Source organism: Actinomadura rudentiformis (assembly GCF_008923185.1).
GTDB classification, from domain to species: domain Bacteria; phylum Actinomycetota; class Actinomycetes; order Streptosporangiales; family Streptosporangiaceae; genus Spirillospora; species Spirillospora rudentiformis.
This window is the reverse complement of sequence record NZ_WBMT01000017.1, coordinates 260042-280773: the sequence shown is the minus strand read 5'-3', so window position 1 is coordinate 280773 and position 20732 is coordinate 260042. Positions and strand designations below refer to the sequence as shown.

General features: G+C 66.9%; 17 protein-coding genes and 1 pseudogene. 10 read left to right on the top strand and 8 right to left on the bottom strand.

Translation table 11 applies throughout. The features are described 5' to 3' along the window. The first annotated feature begins 869 nt into the window (after positions 1 to 869). Both F8566_RS33025 and F8566_RS33020 read left to right on the top strand, forming a co-directional pair. Positions 870 to 1184 carry a hypothetical protein gene (locus F8566_RS33025; protein ID WP_151565763.1) on the top strand — a complete coding sequence of 105 codons (315 nt, stop codon included), beginning with the start codon at positions 870 to 872 and terminating at the stop codon, positions 1182 to 1184. A 317-nt stretch (positions 1185 to 1501) separates the two neighbouring features. Then, complete coding sequence (locus F8566_RS33020) at positions 1502 to 1846, top strand: hypothetical protein (RefSeq protein ID WP_151565762.1); 345 nt, start codon at positions 1502 to 1504, stop codon at positions 1844 to 1846. Between the two features lie 122 nt (positions 1847 to 1968). Here F8566_RS33020 and F8566_RS33015 read toward each other — a convergent pair whose 3' ends face one another. Beyond that, complete coding sequence (locus tag F8566_RS33015) at positions 1969 to 2802, bottom strand: M23 family metallopeptidase (RefSeq protein WP_151565761.1); 834 nt, start codon at positions 2800 to 2802, stop codon at positions 1969 to 1971. A gap of 145 nt (positions 2803 to 2947) precedes the next feature. Between F8566_RS33015 and F8566_RS33010 the strand changes: the two are divergent. Further along, positions 2948 to 3624 (top strand): annotated as a pseudogene (locus F8566_RS33010) (IS5 family transposase). Between the two features lie 603 nt (positions 3625 to 4227). On the opposite strand, the gene F8566_RS33005 reads toward F8566_RS33010, so the two are convergent. The 5 genes from F8566_RS33005 to F8566_RS50280 form a co-directional block, all read right to left on the bottom strand. Continuing rightward, positions 4228 to 5682: an outer membrane protein assembly factor BamB family protein gene (locus tag F8566_RS33005; RefSeq protein ID WP_151565760.1), complete on the bottom strand. Its 1455-nt coding sequence runs from the start codon at positions 5680 to 5682 to the stop codon at positions 4228 to 4230. Between the two features lie 912 nt (positions 5683 to 6594). Further along, the gene (locus F8566_RS33000; protein ID WP_151565759.1) at positions 6595 to 6900 is read right to left on the bottom strand and encodes a hypothetical protein; all 306 of its coding nucleotides are present in this window, start codon (positions 6898 to 6900) and stop codon (positions 6595 to 6597) included. After that, positions 6894 to 7037, bottom strand: coding sequence for a hypothetical protein (locus F8566_RS50285; protein WP_192809980.1), 144 nt, complete (start codon positions 7035 to 7037; stop codon positions 6894 to 6896). Before F8566_RS50285 ends, F8566_RS33000 begins: the two co-directional genes overlap by 7 nt. A 508-nt stretch (positions 7038 to 7545) precedes the next feature. Beyond that, positions 7546 to 8823, bottom strand: a complete 1278-nt coding sequence (locus F8566_RS32995; protein ID WP_151565758.1) for a hypothetical protein — start codon at positions 8821 to 8823, stop codon at positions 7546 to 7548. A 45-nt stretch (positions 8824 to 8868) separates the two neighbouring features. After that, positions 8869 to 10101 (bottom strand): hypothetical protein, encoded by a 1233-nt coding sequence (locus F8566_RS50280; protein WP_192809979.1) that lies wholly within the window; start codon positions 10099 to 10101, stop codon positions 8869 to 8871. A 1570-nt stretch (positions 10102 to 11671) separates the two neighbouring features. Here F8566_RS50280 and F8566_RS32985 point away from each other — a divergent pair. Beyond that, on the top strand, positions 11672 to 13951 hold the full coding sequence (locus F8566_RS32985) for a serine/threonine protein kinase (protein ID WP_192809978.1): 2280 nt from the start codon (positions 11672 to 11674) through the stop codon (positions 13949 to 13951). On the opposite strand, the gene F8566_RS32980 is transcribed toward F8566_RS32985, so the two are convergent. Beyond that, positions 13911 to 14705, bottom strand: coding sequence for a serine/threonine protein kinase (locus F8566_RS32980; RefSeq protein WP_151565756.1), 795 nt, complete (start codon positions 14703 to 14705; stop codon positions 13911 to 13913). The genes F8566_RS32985 and F8566_RS32980 overlap by 41 nt on opposite strands. A 114-nt stretch (positions 14706 to 14819) precedes the next feature. Here F8566_RS32980 and F8566_RS32975 point away from each other — a divergent pair, with 114 nt between their 5' ends. The 6 genes from F8566_RS32975 (at position 14820) to F8566_RS51710 (ending at position 20446) form a co-directional block, all read left to right on the top strand. Next, positions 14820 to 16376: an AfsR/SARP family transcriptional regulator gene (locus F8566_RS32975; RefSeq protein ID WP_225993722.1), complete on the top strand. Its 1557-nt coding sequence runs from the start codon at positions 14820 to 14822 to the stop codon at positions 16374 to 16376. A gap of 458 nt (positions 16377 to 16834) precedes the next feature. Then, complete coding sequence (locus F8566_RS32970) at positions 16835 to 17452, top strand: RNA polymerase sigma factor (RefSeq protein WP_151565755.1); 618 nt, start codon at positions 16835 to 16837, stop codon at positions 17450 to 17452. After that, positions 17445 to 18563 (top strand): CU044_5270 family protein, encoded by a 1119-nt coding sequence (locus F8566_RS32965; RefSeq protein WP_151565754.1) that lies wholly within the window; start codon positions 17445 to 17447, stop codon positions 18561 to 18563. The genes F8566_RS32970 and F8566_RS32965 overlap by 8 nt, the downstream gene beginning before the upstream one ends. Positions 18564 to 19121: 558 nt before the next feature. Next, a complete protein-coding gene (locus tag F8566_RS32960) occupies positions 19122 to 19766 on the top strand; it encodes an Lsr2 family DNA-binding protein (RefSeq protein ID WP_151565753.1) in 645 nt (214 codons plus the stop codon). A 222-nt stretch (positions 19767 to 19988) separates the two neighbouring features. After that, entirely contained in the window at positions 19989 to 20315 is a 327-nt protein-coding gene (locus tag F8566_RS51715) for a nitroreductase family deazaflavin-dependent oxidoreductase (protein ID WP_264159483.1), read from the top strand. Further along, positions 20312 to 20446: a nitroreductase/quinone reductase family protein gene (locus tag F8566_RS51710; RefSeq protein WP_225993721.1), complete on the top strand. Its 135-nt coding sequence runs from the start codon at positions 20312 to 20314 to the stop codon at positions 20444 to 20446. Before F8566_RS51715 ends, F8566_RS51710 begins: the two co-directional genes overlap by 4 nt. Here F8566_RS51710 and F8566_RS52430 read toward each other — a convergent pair. Continuing rightward, positions 20433 to 20555, bottom strand: coding sequence for a hypothetical protein (locus tag F8566_RS52430; RefSeq protein WP_264159487.1), 123 nt, complete (start codon positions 20553 to 20555; stop codon positions 20433 to 20435). The genes F8566_RS51710 and F8566_RS52430 overlap by 14 nt on opposite strands. Positions 20556 to 20732: the final 177 nt, after the last annotated feature.

Genomic DNA, 20732 nt, shown 5'->3' with positions numbered 1-20732 from the left:
CGGCTGTCACGACACAAACGACCGATGCGCCAGGCCTGCCTGATGAGACTTTGGGGTCTTGTGGCATTGGCGAAAACTGATTGATATCGGCCGCTTCCACATTCTTTGCCGGCGATCCAGAGTCACGCCTGGCCGAGCCGCGACAGCGGGTGGAGGCAGCAGGAGACGAGGTCATTTATGGGAGAAGAGACCGATAGTGTAGATCAGGGGACTGTTGGTTGTTTGCTGGTCTGCGTTCTATGCACATCCCTACTGGCAATGAGCTCGATCGCCATCACCGTGCTCACCGGGACGCTCGCTTGGGATTATCGCCAGCTTTCACACGGTAGAGATGGGATAGCCGGAACGGCGATCATAGAGTCGGAATATCGCTACGGGAATCGAAGTAGAGGAAAGCGTGCTAGAGGGAAGCGTAGCGTACTAGTAAAATGCGAGGGCACCTTCCGGTCGGACGATAAAGGCACGGAGTATTCGAATTTGCCTGTGCGGCTCCCGTCGGGGAAACCCTGCGTCCAGGGGGAGCGGATGCCCGCGCGGATGCAGACCCCAGGAAAACAGGAAGATATCTGGGTGCGCGGCGCGGATTGGAAGGGGCCGCTCTGGCCCGCCGGGATCTGCGCGGCACTGAGCGTACTCTTCGGCCTGCTGCTCGCCGTCTTCGTCCACCATTGGCGGCGCGCTAAGCGGCGATTGAGGGCCCAAAATTCGTCCCAGGGGACCCCTGCACGGTCTTGACGACGAAGTGCGTGCTGTGGCGGTACGGCTGCGAGCCGATCATTCCTGGATGGGAGTGCTCGTAGACTTCTTTGCAGCGGACGACCGGCAGCTCAGCCAGATGAATCTTGCCGGAGGTCCGGTCGACAGGTCGCGTGCCGTACTTTGACTGCAGGGGCTGGCTCGACGGCCTGGTGTGGCTCGACTGGCTTGCGGCGGAACTGACCGGCCGGGATTGCAGCGCGTTCGGCGATAACGCGCTGTTTCAGGACCCCTATGAGCACTTGGTGTTCCGTGTACCGGTTGACGTGACCGCGGTGCTGGCAGGTGTCGATGAAACGCGACTCCAGCAATACGCCGACGATCAGCTCATGGACGAGCACGAGATCAAGATGTACCGGCAACTGTGTGCCCTGGCGCGCTTGGCGACGACCGCCGGCAAATCCGTCTACTGCTGGTCAGCCCTCTAATTGCCCGCTCCCGCCAGGGTGCCAGCAGGCCATGCAGTGATCAGTGTGACTCGGTGGTGGGCCGTGAACGAGCAGGGAGAAGATTCGGCGCGGATCCCAGGTGATGGTTCTCGCCGCGTCGGACCTGGTCGATCAACGTGTCTCCGCCGGCGAACTCGTCGGCTCTCTCCGCGAGGAACCGCAGGCCGGACTCGCCCTGCCGTCTCAGTTCGGGGTCCGGCCAGTCAGGATGACCGCCGGAGCAGCGGCGACCCGTTCAGCGGTCCGGTCGATCAGGGCGTACCGGGGCGGTCTTGGTTTGCCGTTAACCTGTCGCCTTGCCCGAGGTGATGGACGTGGGCGTAGCGTGGGGGCCGTATGAAGGTCGGGCGGTATCCGTGTTTGGTTCAAGTGTTTCCGGGGCTGCTGCCGACAGCGTTCACCTGCTGCGCGCTGATGGCGATGGTGACTCGCTTGCCGACACAGTCCAGGATCTGTCCTTCCTGGACCGGTGTACCTGTTCTGCGACGTGTACCAACCTGCTGACCGCACCGGTGGGCTCGCCGTGTCTCTACCTGGTCGAGCTTGGGCACGGCGACGAGGTCGCCATCTGGCTGAGCCTGCCGGCCAGGTTGGGGTTCCCGTTCTGTGGTGAGCTGAGCGTTTGGTGCGCTCGCCGGTGAGCTCGACTTAAGGCCGACCTTCACTTACGGCGTCTTACCTTGGCTTTCTACTTCGTGGCAAGAGGGTGGTGGAGGAGCAGGGGTCTCTGCTCCTCCACCACGCTGCGGGTCAGCTCAGAAGGTCAGGCGTCCCAGCACTGGCCGATGCGCTTGAGCTTGGAGGCGATGACCCACGGGCCGCGGTTGTCCGCTCCTCCGGATACGAGAACTCGCTTGTAAATGTCGCCGTTGGCGCGGAGTTCTCCGTTGTAGCCGGCGGTGACCGTCTTGCCGCGCTTCAGGGTGCCTTCGGTTTCGTTCTTCTTGCCTGTCCACTTCCAGCTGTGCTTGGCCGCGTCGGTCCGCAGGCTGTAGCGGCACTTGATCGTCGGCTTGGCCTTGCTGCAGTTATGGCTGACCAGGTTCTTCGACCAGGGCTGGCCGGGGGCGGACAGCTTGTAGGTCCGGCCGTTGAACCTCGGGTGGACGATCTTGCCCTTGTGATGCAGCTCGTAGTGCAGATGCTTGGCTCCGGTGCCCTCGTTGTCGACCTTGCCGATCTTCTGGCCGCGCTTGACCTTCGTGCCGTTCTTGACGCGGCCGCTCATGTGGGAGTACATGCTGGCCCAGCCGTCGCGGTGCTTTACCCAGATGGTGTTGGTGCTTTGGTCGCTGTCGTACTTGACCGTGCCACCGTACGCGGCGACGACCGTTGTGCCGGCCTTCGGCGGGTCGTACATGTCGAGCGCCTTCTGCCGACCGCCCGGGCCGTTGTCGTCGTGCGTCGGGCCGGTTGAGATCCGCACCTTGGTCCCGCACGCGAAGGGCAGCTGGAACTTCGGTGTGCTGGCGGCGATCGAAACTCCGGGTTCCGGTACGGCGGCAAGGGCCGGGGCCGTTTCCAGCGTGAGGGCGACGGCGGGGAGGGCAGTCGCCGCGAGCAATCCGGTCAGACGCTTTGCTTTCTTGCGGTCCATCGAGTGGTCCCCATTCCTCTAATTTGACTGATAGTGACCGTACAAAGCGTCGTTATCCAGGCGCTATCGACCGGTTATCCGCCGGGGTCGGACGGCTCAGAGGCCATCTCATTTGGTGGGGCGGCGGTAGCCTGCGGTCGTGGAGATGGTTGAACGCTTGGGGCCGCAGGAGTTTTGGGAGCTGTTCCAGCGGGTGGTTCCGACTGCTCCGACGCGGCCGCAGGGTGGTGGTCGGCGTCGGTACGGGGATCGGGCGGTGCTGGCGGCGATCATCTTTGTGGCCACCACCGGCTGCACCTGGCAGCAACTGCCGCCGGTGTTCGGCCCGTCCGGCCCCACCGCGCACCGCCGCTTTGCTGAGTGGAGTGCGGCACGGGCCCGAATCCTGTCGATCGCGGCAAACGTGGGTCGAAGATCCATCTGCTGGTCGACCGTGCCGGACTGCCCCTGTCTGTCGGAGTCTCGGCGGCCAACACCCACGACAAACTCGCCCTGCAGCCGCTGGTGCGCGGCATCCCGCCGATCCGGTCTCGACGCGGACCGCGTCGGCACGGCCCGGAAAAGTCGCACGGCGACGAGGTTTATGACTTCGCTGATCTGCGGCACTGGCTACGCCGACGCGGCATCACGCCACGCATCGCCCGCCGTGGCGTCGAGTCCTCGACCCGGCTGGGCCGGCATCGCTGGGTGGTGGAGCGCACGGTGTCGTGGCTGAACGGCTGCCGCCGTCTGCACCGCCGCTACGAACGCAAACCCGAGCACTTCCTGGCCTTCTTTGGCGTCGCCGCCGTCCTCATCTGCCACCGCCGACTCACCAAATGAGATGACCTCTTAGCAGTCGCTCGGCGCGGAGATCGATGTGCGTGAAGCCGACCTCGTCGAGTTTCGCGGCGGTGAAGTCATTGCATCGGAAGGCATTGAAGCGACGCTCGATCAGTCCGCTGCGTTGCGGCGGCTGCAGAAGCCCACGGCGCGGATCGTCCCGGCAAGAAATGTAGTCGATGAATTCGGTGACGTATGGAGCCCGCGCAGCCTGGCCCGATCGAACAAACAGCGCTCGAAGCGAGCGTTATCGAATAGCGTGTTGCCGGGGGAGCGGGTAAGGCGGATGGCGCAATCGCGGTACACCGACTGCAGTCATCTGGAGCGGGACGCGAGGGGGCCATCATCTAGCCTGCCGAAGTTGCCCAGAGTAAATGTTCAAAGGAAATCTCGGAGATGTCACATTCCTCGTGGATCAACGTGTTGACGCGCAGTCCGGCGAACCGCTGATCGGAGAAGTCGATGCCCGTGAAGGGGCCCTTTCGAAGGCCGCTTCCGGGGTGTCACCCTGGCAGGAGGAACGGTTGCCACACAATTCACCTTCGACCAGCCAGCCGCTACGAGGGTCGATCCGCACCGACTCGACTCGATACCGTTCGCCCCTCAGTCTTCGTGCGTGCTATGGACGGCGAGGTCGGCGAACCTGTGAGGGTCGCCGTTGCTGGGGCGGACGAAGAAGGCGGCATGGTGGTCAGAGAGCGCGATCGCCCGTCCGGGAAGCCACGAGGCAAGCCGGTTGCCCGCGCGATCGACCATGGCAAACAGGGTGGTCTCGTCCGCCCTGCGGGTGCCGCTCACGAAGATCCGGTCCTCCCAGACCGCATCGATAGACAATCGGGAATACAGCCTGTCGCCGAAAAGCCTTTTCTTGGCGACCGCCGGTCGGCTGTGGGCGCTGGCGCGGATCGTCACCAGCTCCGGATCACTGGTCTCCACGCAGGCGATCAGGTCCCGGCCATCGCTGCCGCAGTTGTAGAGGTTCTCCGGCAGAATTCCCTTCACCTGGCCGGTGGCGGTGTCGACGACCAGCGTGCGAGTGGCGCCGCGAGAACCCGCCTGCCCCATCTCCTCCGCTCTGATCACGGCCAGCCCACCGGCTGTAGCTTGCAGGTGAGATGCCTGGTAGCGGTCGTCGAATCCCCATTTCTTCTTTCCGGTCCCGGCGTCCAGAGCGATCACGTTTTCGCCATCGTGCGGTCCCTCCTCCTCCCACGGCCTCCGAGACCGGTCCGTGGAGGGCTGCCCGAGCACCACATTCCCGGTGATCTGGTATGCCCAGTCATCGTCGCGCTCCCACAGCTTGCGGCCACTCGCCGTGTCGAGAGCCACCGTCTGTCCTCGGGCGGTGGACGACCCCATGTTCACCAGGACGACATGGCTGTCGGCCGCCGGGACGTTCACTCGCTGTCGGGGATTTGATCGGCCTTTCGGGCCAGAACGCGGCCGGATGAGCGGGCTCTTCCACCTGACGCTGCCGTCCGCACCAGACAGCGCGGCCACTCCCCGCTCCGTCTCCTCAGCCTCCCCGCCGATCACGTACTGGACGAACACCGTCGAGTCGTCGCCGGCCCCGATGTGGACGGGTTTCCCTGATGAACCAAGCAACCCTCCCACCCCTCCGTCATGCGCGGTGGCGCCGTCACCGCCCTTGAGTGGCTCTCCAGGGAGCTCCTTGGACGGGTCCTGGGTATCGAGGGCCCAGTGCGGGGTACCCGTCCTGACGTCGACCACGGCCAGCCGGGTCCTGTCGGAGAGGAACCGCCCACCGACCACAATGGCCGTCGCACCGAGGAATTCGACGCCCTCGATGTAGAGGCCGAGCCTGCTTTCATCCCACGATGATCTGCCACTGAAGGTGACCGGACGTGGTGGCTTGTCCCCGTCCGGGAGCGACTCTTTTTCCGGACCACCTGCGTGGCGTATCACCAGTGCCATACCGAGCAGCAGTAACCCTGCCAGCGGCAATGCCAGCCGACGCAGCACCGGCCGTTTCGTCAGCACGACCCTGGGAGCGGCCAGTGCCGCCGCGATCCGTGTACTGAGCGCCTCCTCGCGCACATGGATGCTCCTGAATCGCAGTGGATGGGGCTCATCGAGAGGGACGGTACGGAGCGCCGTTATCGATCCCTTATCACTCGCTTAGTCGGAGTCAGCGGCGGTGAGTGGACGTTCGGGGCGGGTAGAGCCGCGACTCGCTCAAACCGTCGTCGCCGATCTGGTAGTCGACGAATGCCCGCCGGACCTGCCGGCGACGGGCAGCTCGACGAGTTCAGGCTCGGAGGGGCCTTCCACGGTGCGGACCGGGCGTGGGCGCGATTTGTGCATAGCGGGCCAGCCGTCGGGGAGGAGTCCCGGCTTGGGGCGACGTTCAGGCGCGTACCAATGCTCTGCGCCGAGCAGCCGCAGCGGCAGATGGTCCAGCGGGTGTCCCGTGTCGCGTAGCCGGTGCGCGAGATCGACCGCCCCGATCGTAAGCCGAGGTCACCGTGGCGCGGCCTGCCTCCTGCAGCAGGCAGGCCGCCAGGGCGCCTGGTGGCGCGTCGGCGAACAGTGGGGGCCAGGACGTCGAGATGGCTGACCATCGGCCAGCCATGCGGCGATGTCGCGCTCGCCGTTGCGCAGCCACAGACCGGCGAGGCGCCCCTGCGGTCGGCGACGGTTCCCGTGGTTCGAGCCACGACCCGGAGTACGACGGCGACGGGGGCCTGGCCCGGGGCGCGTGAGCCGTTGGTCAGCGGCGGAGGCCCGGAAGCTCCGGGCCTCCGCCGGAGCGGTTAGCGAATGATAAGCCGCTACATGACTGTGCTAACTACTGCGGTGCTGATCGTGGTCCCCGCCGCTTGAAAACCGCGCTTGCAGGCGTCCACCCAACCGCCCTCCTCGCACGCCGAACCCGGATCCAGGAGTAGGCCGCGGCCTACTTTCAGCAGGTGTATCTGGAGGCGACTGGCGGACGGGTGGCCGACTTTGTCAGGGCTTGCCGCCGCCTCTGTTGGTGTAGACGGTTTGCCATGGTCCGGCCTTGCCCCAGATCTTTCCCTTCTCGGTGAGGTACTCGCGGGCGAGGATCTTGTACATGTTTTCGAAGCTGTCCGGGGAGGTCTCGTACTTGGCGGTACCAACGCCCCAGGTATTGGTGACGGACCTCCACGGCACGGGCTTCTTGTGGCCAGCCCACCACACCGCGTACTGAACTGTGGCGGAGTGGCCGTCGCTCTTGGTGTCCTTGACGTAGAGCTGGGGGGTGACGTACTTGCCCGAGGTACTGATCACCACGTGGCCCTCAACGCCGCGACGCCGGTGACCTTGCGATCCACCGTGGCTGCCTGGGCGGGCTGGGCCGTGAAGATGACGGCGGTGGCCGCGGTCATGGCGGCGATTCCTACTCCGCCGAGCTTGGTGCGATGCGACATCCGTTGCTCCCCGATGCCTCGATTCCACTGGGTACGGCGAGCGTAGAGGTGACTGTTATTGATTCCTTATCGAAGCGTAAGACCGTGGCGTCATCCGCCTCGAATGCGGTGATCTTGGGCGCGCGACGATCGACGCTTAGGCGCCCTCCACAAGTGCGTCATCAACCGGTAGGGGCGATGGCCGGAATCTGCCGATATGGATATGTTGGCTCTTGCATGGCGTTGTGGCTGGCATAGTCTCGCTGCGAATCGGCCCACCTCGTAGGCACGCCACCTCTTCGCAGAGAGGATCTCAAGGACGACATGAGCCAGGTGGAGTTCCGGGTCCTGGTCGTGCACCACAACCCACGTGTACCAGGCGCCCAGGAGAGCGGCTGATCGACGCGCATCTGTTCCCTTCTCGGGCCGCGACGCCTCCGGGCACGCGTGGTAGGCCGTCGTGGACCTCGTCCGCCTGTTCCACGCCGAATGGGCGCCCGCGAGGAGGGCGCCGCCGACGTGCGGTGACTTACGTTCGCAAGGCTTTCGCGACGTTGACGGCGGCCGCGTAGGCGCCGGCGACGGCCTGGTCCTTGGTGAGCGGCTCAGCGTCGTCTTCCCCGGGAGGGGTCGCGTCGTCGTACACCACCTCGACCACGACGTCGCGTACCCGGAACACGACCCGCGGGGCCGAGCCCTCCTCGACCCATGCGGCGAACGCCTCCTCACCGGGCCCGGTCAGAGCGCTGAAGTACTTCTCAGCGTGGACGCTGATCGGCTCCTCGGCACGTGCGTCATGGTGCCGCATGAGATATCGGTTGGTGGCCGTCCGGACTGCGCCTCCTGCCTGAGGTTTCGGTTCGGAGACCAGCGTCACTTGGAGGGTCCGCTGTTGGGACGTCCAGGTGCATCGAGCCTCTGGCTCCGATGAGGAGGTTGGGCTCTCATGGTGGTCAGGGGCGTCCTTGAAGAGCTTGTCCAGCGTCGGTGCCGTCACCGTGGCACAGGGCTTGGGGAGCCGCGTCGGCTGGCGTGATGTCTGGCTGACGAACGCGGGCGCGGCCGACGAGGATCCCAGGCTCTGGGCGGTCTCGGCCGCCGCCTTGAACGCGCCGTGGAACGCTTTCTGTCGCGACAACCCCTTCTCGGAGGAAACCAGGCTGCCGCCGTGTTGGACGGTCACCACGGCATTTCCGACGCGGAAGATGACCTTCGCTCCGTTGGAGGGCGTGTACGCCGCGAAGGCGTCGTCTCCCAGACCGGTGACCGCCGTCGCCTTGAGGTCCGGGTCCGCCTTCTCCAGGAAGGCCTCGATGGCGGTCGACATCAGTGAGGTCGGCACGTGGTGGGACGAGGACGGGCCAGCGAGCGGGACCACCAGCACATCGATGGTGATAGTGAGGCGACGACTGTCCGATGTCCACTGACAGCCGCCGAAATCGCCGCTCCCGTACCTCCTCGCTCGAGGGACAAGTGTGGCGATCGTGCCGGTGGACAGCCCGCATACGGCGGGCAAGCGGGAGACGACCGGTCCGTGTGGAACGCGGTCCGGCCCGACCGGCGGAGCGGGCAATGCATCGCCCCGATCGGGCCCGTTCCCCCCAAGGACCACCGCCGCGCCGACGGTCAGCGCGAGCCCGGCGATGCCCGCGGTGATTCCCGCCGTCGGCCGCGGTCCCAGCCGCCACCGGAACAGGCGACGCCCGGCGGCTCCGGCCGCCGGATCCGGAAGAACGGCGGGGCGCGGGTCGCGATCGTTCGTCATGTGCTCCCCATCGGGCGTCATGTGCTCCTCACCGGATGTCATGTGCTCCTCATCGGGCTCGTCGGCGTGCCCCGGTCGCGCGCCGTCTCAGCCCGACAGTGCCTTGGCCACCCACACCGCCACGGTATGGGCGCCTTTGATCGCCTGGTCAGGCGGCATTCGCGCGTGCTCGCCGGAATAGCCGACGGCGACCAGCACGTTGCGGACCCGGAAGGCCACCAGACCTGAATGGGCTTGGACGATGAAGTCGGTCTGCGTGAAAACGGCGAACGCCTGGTCGCCCAGCCCGGCCAGCGCCGTGAAATGCGCCCCCGCGGAGCGCGCCCGAAGGTGCGTCTGGACGTACTGCCGTGTCGCGGTCTGTGTTCCATGACCTGGCCGCTGATCCGGCACCGACGCGATGGTGACGGTCAGATACCGCTTGCGTTCGCCGTCCATGGAGGCGTCCGCCGGGGCCCACCGGCAGGTGGCGAACCGGGCGTCCGGGACCTCGTCGACCAGCGAGCTGACCCACCGGCCGCGCTTGGTCCCCGGGGCCACAAGGGCGATCACGTCGGCGGGCACCGCGTCACAGGGCTTGGGCACGCGTCGCAGCGCCGGCGCTGAGGTCGTGGACGCCTGGTCCGCCAGGACCGGACGCGCGGGCGCCTTCAGACTGCGGGCGACCTCGGCCGCCGCCGCGAGTGCCCCCGCTGTCGCGGTCTTCTGCGAGATCACCTTTCCGACGGGGTCGTCGGTGTCGTCCCGCCCACTGTATTGGATCGTCGCGATGACATTGTGAGCGCGCAGGACGACGAACGCCCCCTTGACCTGCAGATCCGCGGAGTAGTAGGTGGTCGCCTCGTCCCCCAGTCCGGTGACCGTCTTCGGCGGGTTCGGGCTCAGCAACCTGGCGAGCGGCGACGCGATGAACCACCGTTCCCTGGGGAAGTCCACCATGGCGTCGCCGATGGTCCCGCGAACCACGACGTCGACGGCCAGTGAACGCACACGCCCGCCGGGACCCGACGAGTACCAGTCGCACCCGCCGTCGTGATTTGGACCGCCGCCGTCGTCCCCGAGGGCGAGCCTGCGCACCGTCGCAGCCGACACCCCACAGTCGCCGGGTGTCGCGGTGATGAGCGGCTCGGCCGGAACAGGATCGACCTTTCCCCGCGGAGGGATCAGCGTCACCCCGGCCTCACCGCGCGGCCCGCTGAGCACCACGACGACGGCCGCTCCGAGCACCAACGCGGCGCCCCCGGCCACGGCACCGGTGGTCCGGCGCCTGCGCCACCACGGCCGGACGGCGGGCCGGTCCGTCGGATCGGGCTCGGACATGTGCACTCCTGAAACGAGACGGCGATTCAGTGGCCAGTCTCAGCCATCGCGTTATCGTCCGGTTATCCACGGCTCTCACCGCCGCGGGACCAGACCGCATGGCTCGCGTTGCGGTCAGTTCGGTCAGCGGGTCGTCGGGAAACAGTTCGTAGAGATCTCCCCACCAACGGCGGGCCTTGGCGTCCCGGATCTGGTAGCCGCCCGGAACTCCTCTAGCCACGCACCGTCTCCTACTCATGCCGCCCCGCCGAGTTGTTCTGGCCGGGTCGTTCGAGGACGATCGCTGCGCTCACCCCGTTGTTCTGACCTGCGGAATCAGTCCCTGGCGTTACTACCCGCTAGTAGAGTCCCCGAGCCCCAGAGTGGCGAGGGGCCACCCGGATTCACTCCGGCGCAAGCCCATCGGCGCACCCTCTCGGTAAATATCACCTCTCAAGCGGGCGCTCTCCGTCCTCTCCGGTGTAGTGATAGTCGATGCCAGCACATTACGTACTCGGAAAATGACCACCACGTGTCCGGACATGAGACCGGCAGAGGCGAACGCCTGCTCAACCAAACCGGCCACGGAGACGAACAATTTCCCGGAGGCGCGGGCCTGTACATGCAGCCGGGTATAGTCCCGAGTCGCTGTCCATATCCCTAGGCCCGGTCGCCGGTCCGGCACGACTCCCTCGGTCACTGTCACCAGCCCATCCAAATTATTTTCTTTGTCCTCACTTCCGAGGCTGATGTTCCGTTGGCAGCTGTCAGTGATGATGCCGGGGACGCCCCTCAACAGGAAGGCGCCAGGCCACCTTCGAAGGCCGGTGCCGGGGCCGACCGGCTCCCGGATGCCCCCAGGCCGACGACCACGTCTGAGGCCGCTTTGAATACCCCGGCCATCGCCTGCTTCTTGGGAATCTCACTGGCGCTCCCGCGGTATTCCAGCTCGGCAATAGCATTGCCCGCCCTGAAGACCAGGGAGGCCCCATCCCTCCCTTCAACTGGGGCGGAGCGTAGGACACCGTTGCCTCCTCCCCAAGCCAGATCACGGTTTGCCGGATCGCGGTTCACCAGCGCCTCTTCGATCCACTCCGTCCTATTGGTGAAAGCACCCATGGCGTCGGCCGTACTGTCGTTGAGGCTGATCTGGACCTTCAGCGCCTTTGTCGGATCATCGTCGGAGAACCACGCACATATGTCCTCCCCTGACCGAAATGCCTTTTCTCCTCGCCTCCGGGAGTGAGCGCATGTACGGTGGGCGCCGACACTCCACAGTCGGCAGGAATCTCCTTGACGACTGCCGACACGATAGCCATCAACAGCGCACCAGAGCTGGCGGCCACGCTCAGGGGCAGGCGCCTGCGCCACCATGGCGGAGCACTAGCCGGAGCGACCGCCGATTCTGCCCTCGACGATGGCTGCGGCACAGGCTCGGACATGCGGCCTCCACGGGGATGCAACGGATCGATCCGCCAGGCATCTTCTGTCACCGCGATATCGATCAGTTATCGACTCGGGCCAGACTTCCGCCATGTCAGGAACACAGCGGGCCGACGGCCGGGACCGTCAGAGGGGTGAGGGTGTGTCGATGGAACGGCTTGGCTGGGCGGTTCGGGTTCCGGCGGGCTACCGGCTGGCTGGGTGGGAGGTCCTCGCCGGAATCGCCAGCGGCGGCTGGAGCAGCGTGTACAAGGCCCGGCGGGTCGAAGGCGCGGACGGTGACATTCCTGAACGGGCCGCCCTCAAGTTCATACCGACCGGGACGCTGACCCCGCGCCAGCTGAGCCATCTCGCCGACATGGCGCGCCGCGAGGTGAGATTGCACGAAGGGCTGGAGCATCCCCGTCTCATCAAGATGTTCGGCACGCTGACGGTCGACGACCCCCGCGATCCCGAGCTGGACGGAGCCACCGTCCTGATCATGGAGCTGGCGGCGCGGTCCCTCGCCGACGTGCTCCGCGAAACCCCGGCGAGCCCGGTTCCGGACGCGCCACGCCTCATCGCCGAGATCTGCGAGGGCATGGCCCATATGCACACCAGGGGATGGGTGCACGGCGATCTCAAGCCGAGCAACATCCTGATCATGCCCGACGGCTCTGCACGGCTCGCCGACTTCGGCCTGGCCACCGAGATGGAAGGCACGCACGGCTACATGCCGCCGGTGGGTTCGTCCGACTACGTACCGCCGGAACGCTGGACCGAAGCACTGAGCGAACGCGGCACGGCGGTCCGGACGACGGCCGACATCTGGGCGTTCGGCGTCACCGCCTACCAACTGCTCACGGGCGGCCCGCCATTCCCAGGGCCGACCGTCCGCAGCCGGGCTGCCGCAGCGGCCGAGTACGCCATGGGAAACAGAGAACTGGTCTTGGACCCGAGGCTGTCACCGGGGTGGCGGGAGCTGGTGGCCGACTGCCTGTCGCCCAGGCACGCCGAACGCAACGCCTTCGATGCCGTCACGCTCCTGGCCAGGATCAGAAAACTGAACGGGTGGCCGGTGCCAGCGGAACCGTTCGGCCCACCGGCCACCGCGGGACGGCAACGCATGCGCATACCGGCCACGCTGGCCGCTACGGCGGCGATACTCCTGGCCACAGTCGCCACCGACACACCCGCCGTCGATGTGTCCCGGCCAGTGTCGTCACGGACCGCCGGCGCCGTGGCACAGCGGGCATACGGGCCCATGTGGACCGCGGACCGCCCCGTGCCCGCCGACATGTTCGGGGTGACGATGAACAGCAGCTCTGGAGCGATGCCGTCCTTCCGGGTGGGGAGCGTGCGGCTCTGGGACAGCGAGACTCGCTGGGCGCAACTGCAGCCCAGAAAGGGCCAGTTCCAATGGGCGACGCTGGACCGCATGGTCGAGGGCGCTCGCCGGGCCGGACTTCCGGCGCTGTTCGTGTTCGGTGGCACGCCGGCGTGGGCGGCGCCGGACGGGCCGAAGGCCGCCTACCCCGACGGATCGCGGACGGCTCCCCCCGACGATCTGGCGGACTGGAGCACTCTGGTACGGGCCCTCGTCCAGCGTTATCGCGGCCGGCTCGGAGCCTATGAGCTGTGGGTCAACGGTAACGACGGCCGCTACTACTCCGGCAGCGTCGAGACGCTAGTGGAGATGGCTCGCCGTGCAGGTGCCATCATCCGCGACATCGACCGCGGGGCAACCATCGTCTGTCCTTCCATGGGGCGGCTCTGGCAGCCCGACGCCCAGCGGTTCCTGCGGCGGTTCGCCGAACTCGGCGGCTACGAGCACTGCGATGTGGCCGGTGTGAAGCTGCACCAGCGGCGCGCGTCCGATCCGCCCGAGACCATGAGCGACCTGCTGACCACCATCAACCGGACGCTGCATCAAGCGGGAAAGCATCCCGAACTGTGGAGCACCGGCACCACCCACGACTACGCGATCGAGGACGCGCTGGACCAGGAACGCGCCACCCGCTACTTCGTGCGTTTCTACCTGATGGGCATTTACGGCTCCTACATCGGCCTGCGGAACATGTACTTCTACGCTTGGGGCAACGGCCGCCTCCCGATCGTCTTGCAGGCCGAGGGCGGCGCTCCGACCCCGGCCGCACTCGCTGTCGAACGGCTTCAGCGGTGGCTGGTGAACGCCAGGGTCCGTTCCTGCGGCCCCGGGACCGCCATGAACATTGCCGGGAACGTCTGGCAGTGCCGGTTCACCTTCTCGGAGAAAGCCGCAAGCGAGCACGCCGACATCATCTGGACCGACACCGGCACCGCCGCCCTCACCGCGGGACCGGGCGCGACGTCCCTGCACCGGCTCGACGGCACCACCGCCCGCGTTGGTACGGGAGACACAGTCCACATCACCGAAAGCCCGCTGATGATCCGCTATGCGGACCGGTGAACCGAGCCGGCGCGGCGGGCGGCGGGAGGAGCGCGAGATGCTCCTCTCTGACCAGGTCGAACCGAAGCGCCAGCGAGACCAGCGCCTCTCGTCGCCAATCTGCCTTGATCCCAGACCGTTCGAGCGCCGGATCCCTGACCTGCAACTTGGTGCCGGCGAGATAGTCAATATGGAACTTGACTGCCGAGCGTGTGAGGTCCCGACAACCCTCGATCGGGCGTATGCGCTCGATAATCTCCGGAATGGTGGGGATCATCACCGTCGAGGGGTTGCGCAGCCGGGGCTCGCACAGGGCCACCAGGACGAGGAAATACTTGGCGCTCTCGTCGAGCGCGAAGGCCGCCGCAGTCACTTCGCCCGAGTCCGGTTCCAGACCGGCATGCTCGGCATAGCGGTGCTGGGATGCGAACACCAGGAAGTCCACAGATCCCTGGCGTACGGGCAGCGCGACACGGGAGAACTCGAACGGCACCGGCATGTCCAGTCGTCGCGGCGAGACCTTGACGAACTCGCCGCCGCCCTCCGGATTCTCGATCACATACGTCGAATGGCGGCTGAGATTACTGATGGTCCAGTGATCTTCCACCGCGCGGACGACTCCTGCCCACCGCGGCACACCGGCGTCCGACAACTCAAGATCGACTGGGTGCTTCGCGGTTCCGCGGCCGAAGGACGCCTCCTGACCCACGGCGAGCCGGATTACTGCCGCGTCCGTCCGACCTGCCGCCGGTAGCTGCACGATGACGCCTCGCATGGGTGTCGCGCTCCGCCTCAATCCACTGTGTTCGGTCGCACCCTACAAGCTGACAGGTTCCGCAATCTCCCATCAAGTTCCACCATTACCACCCGATGGGGGGGCACCGGCTGCATGTCCGAACACGTGGAGTTCCGAATCCTGGGAACGCTTGAGGCCGCCTTCCAACGCCGCCCGGTCCGTCTAAGGGGCGGGCGGTCTCAGCTGATCCTGGCGGCATTGCTACTGAACGTTGACCGCGCGGTATCGGCGGGTCGGCTCGCGGAGACGGTCTGGGGAGAGCATCTGCCGGAGTCCGCACGAACGCAGGTCGCCATCTGTGTGTCCGGGCTGCGGCGCGTCGTCAGGGAGGCCGGCTGCGGCATGGACTGGCTCCAGACCGCCGGGTCCGGCTACCGGGTGCGAGCGGAGGCCGTCCGGCTCGATGCGCAGACGGCCGAAGAGCTCCGGGCCAGGGCACAGGACGCCACGACCGAAGGGCGCACGGAGGAGGCGGCGGCGCTGCTGCGCCAGGCGCTGGGACTCTGGCGTGGGCCGGTGCTGGCCGGGCTAGACGGAGAGATCATCGTCGCGAGTGCGCGGCGCTTGGAGGACCTCCGCGTCACAATGGCCGAGGAACTGGCCGATGCCGAACTTTCGTTGGGACGCCACCGGGAAGTGGCCGACGAGCTCACAGCGCTGGTACTGGAGAACCCTTTCCGGGAGCGCCTGCGAGGTCGGCTCATGACTGCGCTGGCGCGAGCGGGCCGCAAGGCCGAAGCGCTGGAGGTCTACCAGGAGGGCAGGCGGACGCTCGTGCAGGAGCTCGGCCTGGAACCCGGCCGGGCCCTGCGGGAACTGCATGGAGCAATCCTGCGGGACGACTCGTCCCTCCACGCCGCGTCGGCGGCGCGGTCGCGGGGGCGACGACCCGCACAACTGCCCCCGGCGGCCTCGGCCTTCACCGGACGCGCGGCGGAACTGCGAGTGCTCGACGATCTGCTGGAGGGCCAGGACGAGACCAACCGGCACCTGCCGATCTGCGTGATCAGCGGCGTCGCCGGAGTCGGCAAGACGGGGCTCGCCCTGCACTGGGCTCATCGAGCTGCCAGCCGGTTCCCGGACGGGCACCTCTTCGCCGACCTGCATGGTAACGGCCCGCGGGCACGGCCGACGCCTCCCGAAGCGGTGCTCGCACGCTGGCTGCGAGCCCTCGGCGTCCCCGACCACGAGATCCCCCGGGATCGAGAGGAACGGGCCGCACTGTATCGCAGCACGCTGGATGGGCGACGTATGCTAATCCTTCTCGACAACGCCGAATCCGCCGCCCAGGTGCGGCCGCTTCTGCCCGGCTCGCACCGCTGCTGTGCGATCGTCACGGCGCGGCAGCCGCTGCAGGAACTGTTGGCCGCCGAGGGAGCCCAAGCGCTGCTGCTGGAGAGGCTCTCCCCGGACGAGTCGGTGGATCTGCTGGGCCGACTGGCCGGCCTCGTCCGAGTCGCCGAGGACCCCGCCGCCGCCCTGCGCCTCGGCGAACTCTGCGGCCATCTGCCGCTGGCGGTGCGCACGGCCGCGGTCAGTCTGGCGACCCACCCTACATGGACACTGGCCGATCTCACCGACCGCCTGAACTCGGCCCCAAGGCCACCACATTCCCCGGACAGCGGCTACTCCGCCCTCCGCCGTCCTTAAAGCGCCTGATAAGAGATCGATAACCCGTCCCGTTAGATTTTGGTCAAGACCCGCGATCGACATGAACAGCTCGACGACATGGTCAACGCCATGGACGCCTATCGGGGACGTCACTACCTGCGGGCGGACACGACCCAGCTGAGCCACCCGGGCATCTGGTCATTGCACGTCCAGCCTGGCCTGCCGCCGATCCGCGAGTACTGACGGCGCGGTCAGCGCCGAGATCCGCGATCCGCTCCGTGGTGTCGGGGCCGGGATGGAGCGCACTGGTGGCCGCGCGAACCGGCCGCGGCGGATCCCGCACGCTCACGGCATCGGGGCGACGCGGCACGTACGTGGTCGGAACGGCCCGCTGACCAGCAAGATTAATGGGTCGCGAAAGCGGATGGCGGTCGCCGGTGATACACCTGCGACCGCCGTTCGCGCCACGAAAGGCCACTCATGACAGGAAGCCGCTCATGACCGCTCTTGCCCGGCCCAGCGGTCCGGAGCCGTTGCACAGGGCGGCCGACTCGGCCGTGATCCATCGGTCTCTGGCGGATCCCGAACGGTTCGCCGAGATTTTCGACACCTACTTCGACGAGATCCACCGGTATGCGGTGAGCCGGGTCGGTCTGGCCGCCGCGGAGGACGTGGTGTCGGAGACGTTCCTGGCCGCGTTCCGCAAGCGCGCGCGGTACGACCCGGAGCGGGGAGCGGTCCGCACCTGGCTCTACGGGATCGCCACCAATCTGGTCGGCAAGCACCGCCGGGCCGAGGGACAGACGCTGCGGGCGCTCGGCCGGCAGGGCGTCGAGAGGCCTGCCGAAGGACATGAGGACCGGGTGCTCGGCCAGGTCAGTGCGGCACAGGTGCGCCCCGAACTGGCCAGGGCCATCGGGAGGCTGTCCGACGGCGAACGGGACGTGCTGCTGCTGATGGCCCTGGCCGGGCTGCGGCACGAAGAGATCGCCGCCGCGCTGGAGATTCCCTACGGGACCGTCGGATCCCGGCTGTACCGGGCCAGACAGAAGCTGCGCGAGGTGCTGGGCGGGACCGATCCGATGCTCGATGTGAAGGAAGACGACCGTGGATGAGATCACGATGGTGCGCGAGCTGTACGGTCGGCCGTCGCCCGACCCGGCCATGAAGGAGCGGGTCCAAGCGCGGCTGGCCGCCGAGCAGCGGAGCCGGCGGCTGCCGCGGAACCGCCGCCGGACGGGCCTGGGGGCCGGGTTCGTGGCCCTTGCCGCAGCGGCTTCGGTGGTGGGCGCCGTTCTGATGGACGGGGACGCGGCCAGAACGCAGCCGGGCACAACGAACCCGGATACGCCGGGCATGGTGCTGCTCGCCGCCGCCGACAAGATCGAGAAGGCGCCAGTGGGCCGGTACTGGTTCAACGACACGTTCAGCGGCCAGTCCTACGTCATCAAGGCCAGGACCGGCACGTACGCCATCGTGGGCGCGCACACCGAGAGTTTCAGCTGGGCCGGAGCCAAGCCCGGGGACGGCGTCTCGTTCTACAGCCGCGACCTGCCCGCCAGACCGCTGACGCGGGCGGACGAGGCAGCGTGGCGGAAGGCGGGCTCGCCGCGCAGTTTCCCGCTGGCCTACGAGGACAAGAAGGTGACCTACACAATGAAGGCGGGCCGCTGGTCGCAGGACGGCTCCTACCCTGAGCAGGGCGGTGAATTTCTGCTCCTCCGCTCCACCGGCAAACCGGTGAAGATGACGTTCGAACAACTGCAGAAACTGCCGTCCGACCCGGACGCGCTCGCCAAGCTCCTCTTCGCCCCTGAAGAGAACCCGCGGTTCGGGCCGGTCACCGCCATCCAGAAGATCTCCAGGGCGAAGGCGGCCCTGTCGGCGCCGATCACCCCCCAGGTCCGGGCCGCGGTGATGCGCGCGCTGGCCAAGCAGCCGGGCGTACGAGCAATCAACGACGTGACCGACCCGCTCGGCCGCCGGGGTGTCGCGCTGACCGCCGACTACGACTTCGTCGGCCCTGACAAACCGCAGTACGGCTCCCGGCAGGAGGTTATCTTCGATCGGAACACCGGTGCGCTCCTGGGTTCCCAGACGGTCCTGACCAAGCCGGGCGGGCCCTACAGCACCCAGCGGCCCGGCTTCGTCATCTTCCACTCGCTGGTCCGCGACTCGGGCTGGTCCGACACTCGCCCGACGCCCCCGTCCAAGCTCCCCTTCTGACGCCGCAGAACCGCTGCCGGCCCGCCCAGGGCACCTGGACCCGGCAGCGGTTCCACGGTGGTTCCGCCGTGGTTGCGCGGTGGTTCCCTCCAAGAGGCGTTCGCGTACGTCGTCGTCCAGGAGCTTGAGGGGCCGCCCGATGCGGGGGTGGGTGGTGTTGCTGATCATGACGGCGAACGGTAGGACGATGCAATCGTTTGCGTCTCACCGAACGTGCGTGACGGCGCCTGGGCGGGGTTGAGACCTAGGATCACCTTCAGATCGCTACGTAGCGAATAAGGAAAGAAACACACAGTTACGACCCATCCCACAAAGGCCTGACCGACGCGAACCTCACCGGCGCGCACCTAAGGACATGTTCTCCGCCCTCCCAGTGCACCGTGACCACAACGGCGCCACAGGCAACGTCCTCAAGCTGTGGTACCACTGGGGCCGGATCATCTACACCAACCCCTTCTACATCAAGGTGCAGTAACACCCTGGCGTGAAAGCGCAGCAGGGGCCGCCGTCACCTGGCCGGCCGCCCCTTGCTCTTATCGGATCCCACTGGATGGTCTAATGCCCGCTCAAGAGCTTTCCCGCGCCCACGCCAGGGACTGGCTGGTCAACCCCTGGTACGGAGCGGTGACGATCGATGGACAGGGACCGCCGTCTGACGCCGTCCCAGGCAGACCGGCGCAAGGCTTCACTGCCTACCAGGGCACCAAGCTAGTGATCTTCACCGGCGGCGAGGACAACCTCCGCGTACGGGTACGTGTGGAAAGCTGGAGCAGCGAACCACCGATCGCCGATGACCACTCCGAGATCGGCCCCGAAACCAGCGAACTTGCAGCACCGTCAGGCCTCATCACCATCAGCGACGGCGATGCGAGCGCTGACCAGTTCGAACTTCCAAGCCCCGGAACCTACCGCGCCCGGGTCACCGGTCACGGCCAGGACGCAGCGCAGCTGTACCGCGAGGCCGTGGCCCGTTCAACAGACCTCAACGATCCCCAGTTCCAGGCGGAATGGGCTCAGCTCCATGGCCGGGAGGAATACGTCATCCAGCTCTGGCCCACCGCCGACCGGCCACAGACAACAGAGCCCGGACAAGACGACCACCTTGAGGCCATCAGGGCCTGGGCTAGGAGCAGGGGCCTGAAGGTCAACGTCCAGGGGCCCGTCCCCGAAGCGATCAGAGCCATGTACGACGCTTCCCACTGACCGTGCAGTGCCCCCAAGACCAATCCCGGCCCCTACACAGCACCGCCACCAAGGGATACATCGTCCAGCCCCGCCGCTGGGTGGTGGAGCGCACTTTCGGCTGGCCGCCGAGCGGCATCTAGCGTTGCCGGCATCACCATTCACTCGACCTTTGTTCCGCGTAACGGTCGCCCTACCGGCCATCGGTGTCGCGGGACGGATGGGACCGACTGGAGGTAGGCAATGGCGCAGGAGCAGCAGGCCGGTAAGCGCAAGAGCGGTACGTCCGCGTTCTCCCGGTGGATGCAGCATCGGATGAACAATCGTCTGATGCGCAAGATGCGGCGGGGCCGTGACAAGTTCATGGGGATGGACGTGCTGGTCCTGCATACGGTGGGGCGCCGTAGCGGGCAGTCGCGGGAGACGCCGGTGGCGTGGTTCGCCGACGGGGAGGATGCCCGGCTGGTCGTCGGGTCGGGTGGGGAGATCAGCACCCGGATTGGTACGTCATCTGATGGCGCACCCCGAGCCGTCGTCGATGGAGCTGCCGGGGCAGGACCAAGCCGGTGACGCCGCAGCGGCTGGAGGGCGCTGATCGTGAGCGGGCGTGGGAGCGCATCGCCAAGGCTCAGCCTCGGATCGCCACGTACCAGAGCAAGTCTGACCGCGAATACCCGGTGGTCCGGCTTACCCCGCGGTAGCCAGCATCGGGCGCAGGTGGGCGTAGGCCCAGGCCACGAGGGTCGTGGGTGTCGTGGTCACGAGGTCGCGTTGTTGCTCGGGGACGAGGTCGCGTGGCCCGGTGGTCATGCCCACGGCTGGCCGCCCCGCCCAGAAAATGTCAGCTGGGGCCGCCGAGGTCTTCTCCGCAGTCGCCTTGAGGCTCTACCTGAGATGGCAGGGCGAAATATGATCTTCAGAATAACTTTTCTGAAGATCATTCTGGGGGAAGTGGTCCTACACGGGGTGCCGGTAAGAAACATGTCA

Excerpts from the sequence above, each read along its gene's own strand:
- F8566_RS33015 (WP_151565761.1), bottom strand. The coding sequence starts at position 2,802 with ATGGACCGCAAGAAAGCAAAGCGTCTGACCGGATTGCTCGCGGCGACT.
- F8566_RS50285 (WP_192809980.1), bottom strand. The coding sequence starts at position 7,037 with ATGTCGCATCGCACCAAGCTCGGCGGAGTAGGAATCGCCGCCATGACC.
- F8566_RS32995 (WP_151565758.1), bottom strand. The coding sequence starts at position 8,823 with ATGACATCCGGTGAGGAGCACATGACGCCCGATGGGGAGCACATGACG.
- F8566_RS50280 (WP_192809979.1), bottom strand. The coding sequence starts at position 10,101 with ATGTCCGAGCCCGATCCGACGGACCGGCCCGCCGTCCGGCCGTGGTGG.
- F8566_RS32985 (WP_192809978.1), top strand. The coding sequence starts at position 11,672 with ATGGAACGGCTTGGCTGGGCGGTTCGGGTTCCGGCGGGCTACCGGCTG.
- F8566_RS32980 (WP_151565756.1), bottom strand. The coding sequence starts at position 14,705 with ATGCGAGGCGTCATCGTGCAGCTACCGGCGGCAGGTCGGACGGACGCG.
- F8566_RS32975 (WP_225993722.1), top strand. The coding sequence starts at position 14,820 with ATGTCCGAACACGTGGAGTTCCGAATCCTGGGAACGCTTGAGGCCGCC.
- F8566_RS32970 (WP_151565755.1), top strand. The coding sequence starts at position 16,835 with ATGACCGCTCTTGCCCGGCCCAGCGGTCCGGAGCCGTTGCACAGGGCG.
- F8566_RS32960 (WP_151565753.1), top strand. The coding sequence starts at position 19,122 with ATGCCCGCTCAAGAGCTTTCCCGCGCCCACGCCAGGGACTGGCTGGTC.
- F8566_RS51715 (WP_264159483.1), top strand. The coding sequence starts at position 19,989 with ATGGCGCAGGAGCAGCAGGCCGGTAAGCGCAAGAGCGGTACGTCCGCG.
- F8566_RS52430 (WP_264159487.1), bottom strand. The coding sequence starts at position 20,555 with ATGACCACCGGGCCACGCGACCTCGTCCCCGAGCAACAACGCGACCTC.